Origin of the sequence: Bradyrhizobium sp. SUTN9-2 (assembly GCF_003122645.1) — a bacterium.
GTDB lineage: Bacteria > Pseudomonadota > Alphaproteobacteria > Rhizobiales > Xanthobacteraceae > Bradyrhizobium > Bradyrhizobium yuanmingense.
On the sequence record NZ_LAXE01000001.1, the window covers coordinates 6671994 to 6687623 of the forward strand.

The following is a 15630-nucleotide window of genomic DNA, read 5'->3' on the forward strand; positions in this document are numbered from 1 at the left end:
GGGTCACGCCATGAATGTTCTGTCTTCCGTCGATACCAAGAAGGCTGAGGCTGCCGAGATCGTGGATGAGCTCTGGTACAAGGACGCCATCATCTACCAGCTCCACGTCAAGGCCTTCGCCGACAGCAACAATGACGGCATCGGCGACTTCGCCGGCCTGACCGAGCGGCTGCCCTATCTGCAGGAGCTCGGCGTCACCGCGCTGTGGCTGCTGCCGTTCTACCCTTCGCCCGGCCGCGACGACGGCTACGACATCGCCGATTACGGCGCGGTCAATCCCGATTTCGGGACGATGAAGGACTTCAAGCGGTTCATCCAGGAAGCGCAGAAGCGGGGCCTGCGCGTCATCACCGAGCTCGTCGTCAACCACACCTCGGACCAGCACAAATGGTTCAAACGCGCGCGGCGCAGCCATCCGGGTTCGAGCGCGCGCAACTGGTACGTCTGGAGCGACACCGACCAGAAGTACCAGGGCACGCGTATCATCTTCACCGACACGGAGAAGTCGAACTGGACCTGGGATCCGGAGGCCGGCGCGTTCTACTGGCACCGCTTCTTCTCGCACCAGCCCGATCTCAATTTCGACAATCCGCGCGTTGTCAGCGCCATCATCCAAGTGATGAAGCGCTGGCTCGATGCCGGCGTCGACGGCTTCCGGCTCGATGCCATTCCCTATCTGTGCGAGCGCGAGGGCACCTCGAACGAGAACCTGCCCGAGACGCATGCGATCATCAAGCGCCTGCGCCAGGAGCTGGACGCGTATTCCAAGGGCAAGCTGCTGCTGGCCGAGGCCAATCAATGGCCGGAGGACGTGCAGGAATATTTCGGCCGTGGCGACGAGTGCCACATGGCCTACCATTTCCCCTTGATGCCGCGCATCTACATGGCGATCGCCCAGGAAGACCGCTTCCCGATCACCGACATCCTGCGCCAGACGCCTGATATCCCGGCGAGCTGCCAATGGGCGCTATTCCTGCGCAATCATGACGAGCTGACGCTGGAGATGGTCACCGACGTCGAGCGCGATTATCTCTGGACCACCTACGCCAACGATCCCCGCGCGCGCATCAATGTCGGCATCCGCCGGCGCCTTGCGCCGCTGATGGACAACGACCGGCGCAAGATCGAACTGATGAACTCGCTGCTGCTGTCGTTCCCGGGCACGCCGATCATCTATTACGGCGACGAGATCGGGATGGGCGACAACATCTATCTCGGCGACCGCAACGGCGTCCGCACCCCGATGCAATGGAGCCCGGACCGCAACGGCGGTTTCTCGCGCTGCGATCCCGCCCGCCTCTACGCGCCGCTGATCATGGATCCCGTTTACGGCTATGAATCCGTCAACGTGGAGGCGCAGTCGCGCAGCCTGTCCTCGCTGCTCAGCGCCACCAAGCGGCTGATCTCGGTGCGGAAGTCGACGCTCGCCTTCGGCCGCGGCACCATGACCTTCATCCGCCCGGCCAACCGCGCCGTGCTCGCCTATGTCCGCCAATACCGCGACGAGGTGATCCTCTGCGTCGCCAATCTGTCGCGCGCCGCGCAGGCGACCGAGCTCGACCTGTCGCCGTGGAAGGACCGCATCCCGCAGGAGATGCTCGGCCGCACGCGCTTTCCCGCGATCGGCGAATTGCCCTACATGATCACGCTGGGGCCCTACGGCTTCTACTGGTTCCAGCTTCAGGAGCGCGACAAGTCCGAGCCGGTTGTGCCGCGCGCGGTGCCGGAATTCGAGACGCTGGTCGTGCCGGTGAACTCGAACTGGGTCTCGCTCGCCCGCGAGCGCGGCGTGTTCGAGCGCGACGTGCTGCCGGGCTTCCTGTCACGGACGCGCTGGTATCCCGAGAACAATCCCAAGCACATCCGGACCACGCTGACCTCCGCGGTACCGTTCAGCGACATCGGCGACAACAGACCCTGGATCGCGTTCTTCGAGACGACGCGGGACGAGGTGACGACGCGGTACGTGATGCCCATGCAGATCGAATGGGTGCGTTTCGACCGCGAGCGCTTCAACCCGAAGGCGCTCGCCGCCGTCCGCCAGGGCGCACGCGAAGGCACGCTCCTCGACGTCGCGACCGAGCAGATCTTCATCGGTCTGTTCTTACGAGGGCTGTCGCAAAACCTGGTCGTGGACGAGAACAATCTGCGGCTCGAGTTCAAGGCGACCAGCCGTTTCGCCGACTACACCATCAAGGAGCCCGAACGCATCCGCGCCATCGAACAGTCGAACAGCACCGCGCTGGTCGACAACAAGTACGTTGCCAAGATCTATCGGCGGCTGGAGAGCGGCATCAGCCCCGAGATCGAGATCGGCTACTATCTCACCGAGGTCGCCCGCTTTGCCAACACGCCGGCACTGCTCGGCAGCGTCGAGCTGGTCGACGGCAACCAGCGCAGCGCGCTCGGCGTGCTGCATGCCTATGTCGAGAACCAGGGCGACGGCTGGACCGTGACGACCGGATATCTCGACCGCTATATCGACGAGCAGCGCGTGGCGCCCGCCGATGAGATGCCGCGCGAAACCCAGGAGCAGGCGCCCTATCTGCATTTCATCGCGCAGATCGGCCGGCGGCTCGCCGAGCTGCATGTCGCTCTCACCGCGGCAGAGCCCGCCGATCTCGCCCCGGAGCCGATCGACTCCGCCCAGATCAAGGCTGCGCTCTCCGACCTCAAGGCGCGTGCCGAGCGGATTCTCGAGCTGCTTGCCGACAGCCGCGACGGGCTGCGGGAGATGGACCGGCCCCTGATCGACCGGCTCATTGCTGCACGCGCGGACCTGTTCGACCGCCTCAATGCGCTCTTGCCATCCGAGATCGGCGGGTTGAACATCCGTCATCATGGCGACTTCCGGCTCGGGCAAACTCTGATCGTGAAGGACGATATCTTCATCATCGACTTCGACGGCGATCCGCGTGTGCCGCTGGCCAACAAGCGCCGCAAGGCGCCGGCCGCGCGCGACGTCGCCGGCCTGATCCATTCCATCGACCTTTCTGTGAACGTGGCGCTGAGCCGCGCGCTCACGGGTGCTTCCGACGAGCAGGACCGGCTCGCGGCCGCCCTCGACGAATGGCGCGAGCGCGCCACCGCGACCTTCCTGTCCGCCTACCGCGAAGCCATGACCGATCGGAGGCTGTGGCCGGACGATCGGTCCTGCGCGGAAGGCCTGTTGAGATTTTTCCTGCTGGATCGAGCGTTCCACGACGTAGAGTACGAGCTGTCCCGCCGGCCTGAGGGACTCCATGCGCCGCTGACCGGACTGCTTCGCATTCTGTCAAGTGCCGAGAGCGAAGCCCATGCCTAAACTGCCTGCAGAAGCCTACGCGATCATCGAAGGCCGCCACTCCGACCCCTTCCACTATCTCGGGCTGCATCCTGAGGGCGGAAAGAGCGTTGTCCGCGCGTTTCTGCCCGAGGCCACCAATGTCGAGGCGGTCGGCGACCACGGCGAGGTCGCGCCGCTCGACCGCGTCCACGATTCCGGCCTGTTCATTGGCGCCCTGCCCAACGGTTCGAAGCACTACCAGCTGCGCGCGAAGTTCGGCAACGACGTGGTCGAGTTCGAGGATGCCTACCGTTTTCCGCCGATCCTGACCGATTTCGACCTCTATTTGCTCGGCGAAGGCACCCATCAGCGCCTCTATGACAAGCTCGGCGCGCATCCGATGCGGCTCGAGGGCGTCGATGGCATCGGCTTCGTCGTGCTGGCGCCGAACGCGCGGCGCGTCTCCGTGGTCGGCGACTTCAACTACTGGGACGGGCGGCGCCATCCGATGCGGGTGCGCGGCAACGGCTATTGGGAATTGTTCATCCCGCATGCGAAGGCCGGCGATCATTACAAGTTTGAAATCGTCGGACCTCATGGTCATCTGCTGCCGCTGAAATCCGATCCGATGGCATTTGCCAGCGAGCTGCGGCCGAAAACGGCCTCGATCGTGTTCGACGAGGCGCGCCTGCCGCGGCCGCGCCCGGCGCCTGAAGGCATCAACGCATTGTCGGCGCCGATGTCGATCTACGAGGTGCATCTCGGCTCGTGGCGGCGCAAGGACAACAATGAATGGCTGACCTATCGCGAGCTGGCCGAGCAGCTGCCGGCCTATGCCCGCGACATGGGCTTCACTCATCTCGAATTCCTGCCCGTGAACGAGCATCCGTTCGATGGCTCCTGGGGCTATCAGCCGACCGGCCTCTATGCGCCGACCAGCCGTTTCGGCGGCCCCGAGGATTTTGCGGCGCTGATCGATGCCTGCCACCGCGAAGGCATCGGCGTGCTGCTCGACTGGGTGCCGGGTCACTTCCCCGACGATCCGCACGGGCTCGGCCATTTCGACGGCACCGCGCTCTATGAGCACGCCAACCCGCTCCAGGGCCGCCACCTCGACTGGGGCACGCTGATCTACAATTACGGCCGCACCGAAGTGACGAACTTCCTGGTGTCGAATGCGCTGTTCTGGATGGAGCGTTACGCCATCGACGGCCTGCGCGTCGATGCGGTCGCGTCCATGCTCTATCTCGACTACAGCCGGCCGCCCGACGCCTGGATCCCGAACCAATATGGCGGGCGGGAGAACATCGAGGCGATCAACTTCCTGCGCCGCTTCAACACGGAAGTGTTCGCCCGCTTCCCGCAGGCAACCACCGCCGCCGAGGAGTCCACCGCCTGGCCCCAAGTCTCGCGCCCGGTCGAGTTCGGCGGGCTCGGCTTCGGCTACAAGTGGAACATGGGCTGGATGCACGACACGCTGAACTACATCAGCAAGGATCCGATCCACCGCAAGCATCACCACGGCGAGATCCTGTTCGGCCTGCACTATGCGTTCTCGGAGAACTTCATCCTGCCGCTGTCGCATGATGAGGTCGTGCACGGCAAGCGCTCGATCCTCGGCCGCATGCCCGGCGACGAGTGGCAGCGCTTTGCCAATTTGCGCGCCTATTACAGCTTCATGTTCGGCCATCCCGGCAAGAAGCTCTTGTTCATGGGCGCCGAGATCGCGCAGAGCCGCGAATGGAATCACGACCAGTCGCTCGACTGGCACCTGCTCGAATACAAGGTCCATTCCGGCGTCCAGGCCTTGATCCGCGACCTCAATCGGCTCTATCGCGCGGTTCCGGCGCTGCACCAGATGGATTGCGAGCAGGCCGGCTTCGAATGGCTGATCACCGATGATGCCAACCGCAACGTCTTCGCCTGGCTGCGCAAGGGATTCGACGAGCACGCGCGGTGTCTCGTCATCGTCAACTTCTCGCCTAACGTCTACCAGAACTATCGCGTTCGCGTGCCCTTCGGCGGCAAGTGGAAGGAAGTTCTCAACTCCGATTCCGCCCATTACGGCGGCAGCAATGTCGGCAATGTCGGCGAGGTCCATGCCGAGGGCGGCGAGCTGCGCCTCACCATTCCGCCGCTGGCTGCGATCTTTCTCGTTCCGGAAAGCTGATCGATGCGCCTGACTGCCGGATCGCCCGCACGGCTCGGCGCAAGCTGGGACGGACGCGGCACCAATTTCGCGCTGTTCTCCGCCAACGCGCAGAAGGTCGAGCTCTGCCTGTTCGACACCCAAGGCCGCCGCGAGCTCGAGCGCATCGAGCTGCCCGAGAAGACGGAGGATGTCTGGCACGGCTATCTCAACGACGTCGCGCCGGGCCAGCTCTACGGCTTTCGCGTGCACGGCCCCTACGAGCCCGAGCACGGCCATCGCTTCAACGCCAACAAGCTGCTGCTCGACCCCTACGCCAAGCGGCTTGCCGGGCGCCTGGTCTGGAGCGATGCGCATTTCGCCTACCGCACCGGAAGCCCGCGCGAGGACCTGTCCTTCGACCGGCGCGACAATGCGCGCGGCATGCCCAAGGCCGTCGTGGTCGACGAGACCTTCAACTGGGGCCGCCGCGAGATCCGGCCGAATATTCCCTGGGAAGACACGATCATCTACGAGGCCCACGTCAAGGGCCTGACGCAGAAGCGCGAGGACGTTCCGCCGAATCTGCGCGGCACCTATGGCGGCCTGTCATCGCCCGCGATGATCGAGCACCTCAAGAAGCTCGGCGTCACCACGGTCGAGCTGCTGCCGGTGCACAGCTTCGTCGACGACCGCATCCTGGTGGAAAAGAAGCTCGCCAATTACTGGGGCTACAACACGCTGTCGTTCTTTGCGCCCGAGCCACGCTACGCCCAGGACAACGCACTCGATTCCTTCCGCACCACGGTGGCGCGGCTGCACGATGCCGGCATCGAGGTGATGCTCGACGTCGTCTACAACCACACCGCCGAGGGAAATCATCTCGGTCCGACGCTGTGCTATCGCGGCATCGACAACGCCTCCTATTATTGGCTGAACCGCGAGAACCCGCGCTATTACGACGACTTCACCGGATGCGGCTCGTCGGTGAACCTCGCCCATCCCCGCGTGCTGCAGATGGTGATGGATTCCCTGCGCTACTGGGTCGAGGTCTGCCATGTCGACGGCTTCCGCTTCGACCTCGCCACCACGCTGGCGCGCGGGCCGAACGGTTTCGATCGCGGCAGCTCGTTCCTGACCGCGGTACGGCAGGACCCGGTGCTGGCGACGGTCAAGCTCGTCGCCGAGCCGTGGGACCTCGGCCTCGGCGGCTACCAGGTCGGAGCCTTTCCCTCGCAATGGTCAGAATGGAACGACCGCTATCGCAGCGCCATGCGCCGCTACTGGAGCGGTGAAGGTAGCCTGATCGGCGACATCTCCAGCCGCATGACCGCGTCCTCCGACTTGTTCAATCACGACGGACGGCGGCCGCGCGCCAGCATCAACCACATCACCGTCCACGACGGCTTCACGCTCGCCGACCTCTTCAGCTACAACGAGAAGCACAACGAGGCCAACGGCGAGGACAATCGCGACGGCTCCAACGACAATCACAGCAACAATTGCGGCGTCGAGGGCCCGACCGACGATCCTGGCATCATCAGCCTGCGCCGCCAGCTGCGCAAGAACGTGCTGGCCTGCCTGATGCTGGCCCAGGGCGTTCCGCTGATCCTCGCCGGCGACGAGGTCGGCAACTCGCAATCCGGCAACAACAACGCCTATTGCCAGGACAACGAGGTCGGCTGGGTCGGCTGGGACAATCTCGGCAAGGACGGCGACGACATGATCGACTTCGTCGCCCAGCTCGCCGACATTCGCCGCCGTTTCTCACAGTTGCGCAGCCATCGCTGGCTCGACGGCCGCCCCAAGGACGGCGTCTCCTACGGCGCATTGTGGCTGACGCCCGCCGGCAACGAGATGACGGAGAGTGACTGGACATTCCCGGATGGGCGGTTTCTCTCCTATGTGATGGGCCCGATGGAACCGGGCGGCGCTGCGATCTTTATCGTACTGAACGCCGCTCCCGAAGAGATCGCATTCAAATTGCCCAAAATGACCGAATACAAGAGCTGGCAGCAGATCCTGAACACGACCGATGCCAAGCTGAATACGATCGACTTCCTGCCCGGGAGCGACAGCAAGGCGCCGCCGCGCTCCGTGCTCGCCTTCGCAGGCGCACTATGAGGCCATCCTTCGGGGCGAGGCCGACCAAGGACGGCGTGTCGTTCCGGCTGTGGGCGCCGGCCGCGCGCCGCGTCGATCTCCTGCTCGACCGCAGGCACGCGATGCAGCGCCGGCAGGATGGCTGGTTCGTCGCCGAGATCGCCGGCTTGTCATCTGGCAGCAAGTACAAGTTCAGGATCGACGACGACATCGACGTGCCGGATCCCGCTTCGGCCTTCCAGCCCGACGACGTGTTCGGCCCGAGCGAGGTGATCGATCACGATGCCTTCGTCTGGCGCGCACGCGATTGGCGCGGCCGTCCCTGGGAAGAGACGGTGCTGGTCGAGACCCATGTCGGCACCTTCACGTCCGAAGGCAGCTATCGCGCCATGATCGACAAGCTCGATCACCTCGCCGCGACCGGCATCAATGCGCTGGAATTGATGCCGCTCGCCGATTTCGCAGGCCGCCGCGGCTGGGGCTATGACGGCGTGCTGTGGTATGCGCCGGACAGCGCCTATGGCCGGCCCGAAGACCTGAAGTCGCTGATCGACGAGGCGCATCTGCGCGGGCTGATGGTGTTCCTCGACGTCGTCTACAATCATTTCGGCCCGGAAGGAAACTATCTCGGCCGTTACGCGCCGACCTTCTTCACCGATGCGCACACGCCGTGGGGCAGCGCGATCGATTATCGCGTGCCGCAGGTGCGAGCCTTCGCCGTCGAGAATGCGCTGTCCTGGCTCGGCGACTACCGCTTCGATGGCCTCAGACTCGACGCCGCCAACCACATCATGGCTGTCCCGGGCGAGCAGTCCATGCTGCAGGACCTCAGCGTTGCCACCGGCGAGCTCGCCAAGGCCACGGGACGCCACATCCATCTCGTGCTGGAGAACGGCGACAACCGCGCCAGCCTGCTCGATGCCGCGCAGGAGCCGCCGAACGGCAAATATCGCGGGCAGTGGAACGACGATTATCATCACGTCTGGCACGTGATGCTGACCGGCGAGCATGCCGGCTACTATGGCGATTACCAGACGCCGCGCCTGGATCTGGCACGCGCTCTCGCCTCCGGCTTCGTCTATCAGGGCGAGATCTCGGAATTCTGGGGCAAGAAGCCGCGCGGCGAGCCGAGCGGCCAGCTGCCGCCGGCGACCTTCGTCAATTTCCTGCAGAACCACGACCAGATCGGCAATCGCCCGCTGGGCGAGCGGCTGGAAAGCCTGGCATCGCCACAGCAGATCGAGGCCGCGCTCGCGGTCACCCTGCTCGCGCCGATGGTGCCGATGCTGTTTCAGGGCGAGGAATGGGGCTCGACGGCCCCCTTCCCGTTCTTTTGCGATTTCCAGGGCGAACTCGCCGATGCCGTGCGCAAGGGACGCAAGCGCGAATATGCCTGGGCTTACGAGAAATACGGCGAGGAGGTGCCCGATCCGCTCGATCCGGCAACGCTGCAATCGGCCGTGCTCGACTGGACCGGCCGCACGCCGCAACAGGATGCGCGGCTCGCGCTGGTGCGTGAGTTGCTCGGCGTCCGTCGCAAGCAGATCGTGCCGCGGCTGAAGGGCGCAAGCTTCGGTGATGCCGAGGCGGCCGACAACGGCATCGTCACCGCACATTGGCGCATGGGCGACGGCACCACGTTGCGTCTTGTCGCCAATCTGTCGGATCACGAGATCACCTCCAGCGTCAGCGCGGGCACGCCGATCTGGGGCGGCGGCGCCGGCGAGCGGCTCACGCCCTGGTCGGTGGTCTGGCGCCTCGGAGGTTAGAATGCCTCCCGCCATTCCGCTCGCGACCTACCGGCTCCAGCTCACCGCGGATTTCGATTTCGACAAGGCCGCCGCGGTCGTTCCCTATCTCAAGGCGCTGGGCATTACGCATCTCTACGCCTCGCCGGTGATGAAGGCCCGCAAAGGCTCGACCCATGGCTACGACACCGTCGATCACGGCCAGTTCAATCCCGAGCTCGGCGGCGAGGCCGGCTTTGCGCGGCTGAGCCAGGTGCTTCAGCAGCACGATCTCGGGCTGATCATCGATTTCGTTCCCAACCATGTCGGCGTGCATTTTGCCGACAATCCGTGGTGGCTCGACGTGCTGGAATGGGGCCAGGCCTCGCCGCACGCGGCGTCCTTCGACATCGACTGGGACCAGCTGGCCTACCGCGCCCGCGGCGGCGTGCTGCTGCCGATCCTCGGCGCGTCCTACGGCGAGGCGCTGGAGCGCGGCGATATCGAGCTGCGCTACGACCCGGACGAAGGGACTTTTTCCGCCTGGTATTTCGAGCACCGCTTACCGATCGCGCCGGAGCGCTATGGCGAGATGCTGCGGATTGTCGTCAAGGAGGCGGACGCGGCGGAAACAGAGCCCGGCAAGCGCCTGCTGTCGCTCGCGACCCGCACCACAGGGCTGCGGCGCCCCAATCGCAAGGAAGCTCCCGGCTTCAAGTCCGAGCTCAAGGAGATCGCAGGCGCCGCCGACATCATCAAGCGCGGCCTTGCCGCCTATCGCGCCGGCAAGGACCGCCCGGCACAGACGTTGACGCTGCATCATCTCCTCGAGCGCCAGCACTACAAGCTCGGGCACTGGCGGCTTGCTTCCAGCGACATCAATTATCGCCGCTTCTTCGACGTCAACGGCCTCGCCGGCCTGCGCGTCGAGGACGCGAGCACGTTTGCCGCCACGCACCGGCTGGTGAAGCAGCTCATCGCCGACGGCAAATTGCAGGGAATCCGGCTCGATCACATCGACGGCCTGCGCGACCCCGCGCAATATTGCCAGCGGCTGCGCCGGCTGGTGCGCGACGCCCAAAGCAACACCGCCCAAGGCAACAGCAAGCCTTTCTATACCGTGATCGAAAAGATCCTATGCGAGCACGAGCGCCTGCCGCATTTCGCCGGCGTCCAGGGCACCACGGGCTATGAATGGATGAACGTCATCACCCACGTGCTGATCGATCCCAAGGGACTGGAGGCGCTGGACGAGACCTGGCGGCAGATCAGCAACCGGCCGCCGCGGCTTGTGCCTTACGTCAAGGACGCCAAGCGGCGGGTGCTGGAGACGCTGCTCACCAGCGAGTTCACCGTGCTGACGCGCCTGCTCGCGCGCATCGCCAACGGCCATTATTCGACGCGCGACTTCTCGGCCGACAGCCTGCGGCAGGCGCTCGAGCTCTATGTGCTGCATTTCCCGGTCTATCGTACCTACCTGACGCATAGTGGCCCGACCGCAGCGGACCGCAAGCTGATCGACGACACCATCGCGCGCGCCCGCCGCGACTGGTTCGCCGCCGACGAAGGCATCTTCGACTTCCTGCGCGATGCCTTGACCATGGACCTGCTCAAGCCGGGCCGCCCGCCGCACAGCGCCCCGCGCGTGCGCCGCTTCGCGCTGAAGGTGCAGCAATTCACCGGCCCGATGATGGCAAAGTCGCTGGAGGACACCGCGTTCTATCAATTCCACCGGCTGCTGGCGCTGAACGAGGTCGGCGGCGACCCCGCCAGCACCGGCCTCAGCATTCCCGCCTTCCACCAGGCCATGCTGGCCCGCGCCAGGGAATGGCCGCAAGGCATGACCGCAACCGCCACCCACGACACCAAGCGTGGTGAGGATGCGCGCACGCGCATCGCATCGCTCAGCGAGATTCCCGGTGAATGGACCAGCGCAGTGGCGCGCTGGAAGGTGCTGAACGCGCCGCACCTCACGCTGCACGGCAATTTCCGCGCGCCGTCGGCGACGTTCGAATACATGCTCTACCAGACCCTGCTCGGTGTCTGGCCGGTTCAAGCGCCGGCCGATGCTGGCTTCATCGAGCGCATCCAGGCCTATGCCCTCAAGGCCGCGCGCGAAGGCAAGGAGGAGACGAGCTGGCTCAACCCTCATGAAGCGTATGAGAACGGGATCCGCGATTTCATCGCGAAGATCCTCGACCCCGACCAGTCCGCGGAATTCCTTCAGGCCTTGCAGACGCTGGCGCGCCGCGTCGCGCTGCTCGGCACGCTGAACTCGCTAAGCCAGCTCACGCTCAAGGCGACGCTGCCGGGCGTGCCGGACTTCTATCAAGGCACCGAATTCTGGGACCTGTCGCTGGTCGATCCCGACAACCGCCGCCCGGTCGACTTCGCCGCACGCCACGCGGCGCTGACATCACTGGAAGCGCCGGACTGGAGCGGCCTGATCAAGAGCTGGCCGGACGGCAAGCTCAAGCTGGCCTGGACGCGGCATCTGCTCAAGCTACGGAACGAGCTGGCCGACGTCTTCGCGCAGGGCGACTACCAGCCGCTGGAGGTACGAGGCGCCCATGCCGACCATGTCATCGCCTTCGCGCGTCGTCATGGCCGCGCCGCCGCGATCGTCGTGGTCGGGCGTCAGTTCGCGCCGTTCACCCAAGCAGGCCGGGAATGGCCCGCACCGGAAGCTATTGACGCCACTATCGACACCACGGGCTATGTCGTGCCCGGCCTTGCCGGCAACGACTTGCCGCTCGCGCAGGCCTTCCGCGATTGTCCTGCCTTCGTCGTCGCAGGCCGAACGGCGAATGCCGTCAGGGCGGCGCGGCAGCGCGTGCGCGCCTGAAGTCACTTTCCCCCGTCTTTGGTCAGCAGCAATTGGCCGCGCTTCCTGATCGTCGCCTGCGCCATCTCGGCAAAGCGCTGCAACAGCCAGGGCAGCACCACCTCGACCCGGACCTGATCGTCGCCGACATGGACCTGCCCCGTCGCGACCTGGCCGAGCGCGCGGACGCGGAAGGCCAGAGTGTCGCCGCTCCAGCTTTCCTCCTCGACCTGCATCACGGGAATGCTCGCCGCGGCGCGGCCAAGCCCCGTCTTGAGCCGGCGCACCGCCTCCTCACGGCCGAGACGATGCGGAATCGAGACGACGAGCGGTGCTGACATGGTCCTGCCTCTTCTGACTGACGTCACATAATCATGCCGGGTCGACCAGCAAAGGTTCCATGCAAGTTGATCCCCCGGCCGTGTTTCAAGGCCGGAACTTTACAATCTACGGCAAGTTGCTCCCGCACAACGGGACAGGTTTGCAATGACCCTTCTTACGAAGGGCTGGAGGAGATTCGTATGTCAATCGGCACGATCATTCTGATCATCTTGATCATCGCCCTGCTCGGCGGCTTCAGCGGCATCGGCGGCGGGCCGTTCTACGGCACCGGTTATTACGGCGGCGGCGGCCTCGGGCTCGTCATCGTCATTCTGCTGATCCTGATCCTGATGGGAAGGATCTGAATTGCAGACTTCGTAGGATGGGCAAAGGCGCAACGCGCCGTGCCCACCACTTCGCTCGAACGAAAGAAGGTGGTGGGCACGATTCGCTTTGCCCACCCTACGAGACCTGCCTTCGCCGCAACAGCGCAGGCCTACTTCACCTTCCCCGCCAGCTTCTTGATCGCGGCCTTGATCGACACGGCTGCATCCTCATACCCCTCCCACGCCTTTGATCGCGCCAGCAGGGCCGGCACGGTGCGCAGCGTATAGCGCTTCGGATCGAGATCGCTCTTCACCTGCGCCCAGGTGACCGGCATCGATACGGTCGCGCCGGCGCGCGCGCGCGGCGACAACGGGGCCACCGCCGTCGACATGCGGTCGTTGCGCAGATAATCCAGGAAGATCTTTCCCCTGCGCAGCTTCTTCGACATGTTGAGCAGATAGCGCTCGGGATCGTCGTCGGCCATCCACTGGCAGACGCCTTGCGCAAACGCCTTGGCCTCCTTCCAGCTCACCTTGTCGCGCGCGCCATGGAGCAGCGGCACCACGACGTGAAGGCCCTTGCCGCCGGTGGTCTTGCAGAAGCTGTCCATGCCGATATCGGCGAGCCGCTGCCGCATCTCCTTGGCCGCCTCGACCACGTCGGGAAAGTCCACGTCAGGCGCAGGATCGAGATCGAACACCAGGCGGCCCGGGGTATCATAGGCATAGGGCGCGCAGTTCCAGGGATGCAGCTCGACGCCGCCGATCTGCGCCACCGCGGCGAGCCCCTCGATCCGGTCGATCTGAAGATACGGCTTGCGGTCACCGGAGACCCGCGCGAGCTCAAGAAGGTTCGACGTTCCCTGCATCGCATGGCGCTGGAAGAAGCATTCGCCCTTGATTCCGTCGGGCGCGCGGATCAGCGAACAGGGCCGGCCCTTGAGATGCACGATCATCCATTCGCCGACGGCTTCGAGGTAGCGGGCAAGGTCCAGCTTGGTGACGGCGCCACCATCGCCGTCATCCGGCCAGAGCTCCTTGTCCGGCTTGGAGATGACGACACCCATGACCTCGGCATTTTGAGCGGTCTGCTTCGTTCGCCCGCCCGCCTTGGTGCGCGCCGCCTTCCTGGCCCGGGGCTCGGCGAGCTCGGTGTCGACGGGCGTCTCGGCCTCGACCTCCTCCGCCGCCTTGTCCTGCCGCAAGCCCTTGAAGGCCGCCTGGCGAATATTGCCGTCGGCCGTGAAGCCCGCGAACTCGATTTCGGCGACGAGCTCGGGCTTCAGCCAATGCACGTCCCGCGTCTTCTTCGGCGCGTTCTTGCCGCCGAACGGGCTTTCCTTGCTCTCAATCGCCTTCAGCGCCGGCATGATGCGCTTGACTTTATCAGCGCCAAAGCCGGTACCGACCATGCCGACGAACGCGAGATGATCGCCGCGCTGCACGCCTGCCATCAGGGAGCGGAATTTGCCGTTGGTGGTCTTGTAACCGCCGATCACCACTTCGTGGCCGGCGCGGCATTTCGATTTGACCCAGCTCTCGGTGCGCCCCGAACGATACGGCGCATTCAGCTTCTTCGACACGACGCCTTCGAGCTCGAGCTTGCAGGCCGATTGCAGCACGGCATCGCCGCCGCTCTCGAAATGCTCGACATAGCGGATCTGAGTCGATTTCCGCTTGCGCGCTTCCAGCAGCTTCTTGAGCTGCGCCTTGCGCTCCCCAAGCGGCAGCCGACGGTAGTCCTGCCCTTCCGCGAAGAGCAGATCGAAGGCGAAGAAGATCAGGTCGTCGGTCTTGCCATCGGACAGCGCAGCTTGCAGCGAGGAGAAGTTCGGCGCGCCGTTATGGTCGAGCGCGACGATCTCGCCGTCGATCATCACGTCCGGCAGCGCGGCGGCTTCCTCGGCGATGGAGGCGAACTTGCTGGTCCAGTCGAGACCCTTGCGCGTCTTCAGCGTCGCCTCGCCGTCCTCGACCCGGAGCTGGACACGATAACCGTCGAACTTGATCTCGTGGCACCAGCCCTCGTCTCCGGGCGGCCGCTCGACCAGCGTGCAGAGCTGCGGCGCAACGAAATCCGGCATCTCAGACACCGTCTTGGCCCTCGTCGCGGTCGCGGCAGTTTTCTTCGCCGCTTTGCCGCCCTTCAACGCGGTGCGCGGCGACGGCTTCACCGTCCGCCCTTTCGTCTCTTCCGCGCGGTTGGACTGCCAGACCGCGTCGGCCTTGCCCTTGGTCCCCTTCGCCAGCATGAACGGCTTCGGCGCGCGGCCCTTTCCCTCCGCGATCTGTTCCATCGCCCGGCCCGAGGCGACGGACTTGTCCTGCTCGAGAATATCGTTGTCCGCGCCTTCGCGGACATACTCGTCACGATGCTTGATCAAGAGCCAGTTGGTCCGCTTCTCGCCGCCGCGGTTGCGCATCCGCACCAAGACCCAGCTTCCCTGCAGCTTGTCGCCATGGAGCGTGAACTTCAGGTCGCCTTTCTTGAAGCCGGCTTCCGGATCGTCCGATTCCCAGGTGCCGCGGTCCCACAACATCACGGTGCCGCCGCCGTACTGGCCTTCCGGAATCGTGCCTTCGAAATCGCCGTAGTCGAGCGGATGGTCCTCGACTTCGACGGCAAGCCGCTTGTCGTGGGGATCGAGCGAAGGCCCCTTCGTCACCGCCCAGGACTTGAACACGCCGTCGAATTCGAGCCGGAGGTCGTAGTGCAGCCGGGTCGCATCATGCTTCTGGATGACGAAGCGCCGCTGTTTCGATGGCGCCACGGCGGTCTTGCCCGAAGGCTCCGGCGTCTTCTCGAAGTCCCGCTTCTGTCGGTAGGTGGAGAGTTTCTGCAGCACGTCCGGTCCCGCTTCTCGTTCGGCACTTGAAGCCTATCACGGCGAAAGTCCCGCCCGGAACCAAAACCCGATGGGACGGTTGGGGTTCCA

The 15630-nt window shown here is 64.9% G+C and carries 8 protein-coding genes; 6 read left to right on the forward strand and 2 right to left on the reverse strand.

What is annotated here, in order from left to right:
- Positions 1 to 10: 10 nt before the first annotated feature.
- The 5 genes from treS to treY are packed head-to-tail and all read left to right on the forward strand — an operon-like array spanning position 11 to position 12068.
- Positions 11 to 3304: a maltose alpha-D-glucosyltransferase gene (treS, locus tag XF30_RS30920; RefSeq protein ID WP_109144766.1), complete on the forward strand. Its 3294-nt coding sequence runs from the start codon at positions 11 to 13 to the stop codon at positions 3302 to 3304.
- A complete protein-coding gene (gene glgB / locus XF30_RS30925) occupies positions 3297 to 5435 on the forward strand; it encodes a 1,4-alpha-glucan branching protein GlgB (protein WP_036007258.1) in 2139 nt (712 codons plus the stop codon). Before treS ends, glgB begins: the two co-directional genes overlap by 8 nt.
- Positions 5436 to 5438: 3 nt before the next feature.
- The gene (gene glgX, locus XF30_RS30930) at positions 5439 to 7517 is read left to right on the forward strand and encodes a glycogen debranching protein GlgX (RefSeq protein WP_109144767.1); all 2079 of its coding nucleotides are present in this window, start codon (positions 5439 to 5441) and stop codon (positions 7515 to 7517) included.
- Positions 7514 to 9265, forward strand: a complete 1752-nt coding sequence (gene treZ / locus XF30_RS30935) for a malto-oligosyltrehalose trehalohydrolase (protein WP_109144768.1) — start codon at positions 7514 to 7516, stop codon at positions 9263 to 9265. The genes glgX and treZ overlap by 4 nt, the downstream gene beginning before the upstream one ends.
- A 1-nt stretch (position 9266) precedes the next feature.
- The gene (gene treY, locus XF30_RS30940) at positions 9267 to 12068 is read left to right on the forward strand and encodes a malto-oligosyltrehalose synthase (protein ID WP_109144769.1); all 2802 of its coding nucleotides are present in this window, start codon (positions 9267 to 9269) and stop codon (positions 12066 to 12068) included.
- A gap of 2 nt (positions 12069 to 12070) precedes the next feature.
- Here the strand turns inward: treY and XF30_RS30945 are convergent, their stop codons facing one another.
- Complete coding sequence (locus XF30_RS30945) at positions 12071 to 12388, reverse strand: polyhydroxyalkanoic acid system family protein (RefSeq protein WP_036027316.1); 318 nt, start codon at positions 12386 to 12388, stop codon at positions 12071 to 12073.
- 180 nt (positions 12389 to 12568) lie between these two features.
- On the opposite strand from XF30_RS30945, the gene XF30_RS30950 reads away from it, so the two are divergent.
- On the forward strand, positions 12569 to 12733 hold the full coding sequence (locus tag XF30_RS30950) for a DUF3309 family protein (RefSeq protein ID WP_009798696.1): 165 nt from the start codon (positions 12569 to 12571) through the stop codon (positions 12731 to 12733).
- A 131-nt stretch (positions 12734 to 12864) separates the two neighbouring features.
- Here XF30_RS30950 and ligD read toward each other — a convergent pair whose 3' ends face one another.
- Positions 12865 to 15540: a DNA ligase D gene (gene ligD / locus XF30_RS30955; RefSeq protein WP_109144770.1), complete on the reverse strand. Its 2676-nt coding sequence runs from the start codon at positions 15538 to 15540 to the stop codon at positions 12865 to 12867.
- Positions 15541 to 15630 lie beyond the last annotated feature (90 nt).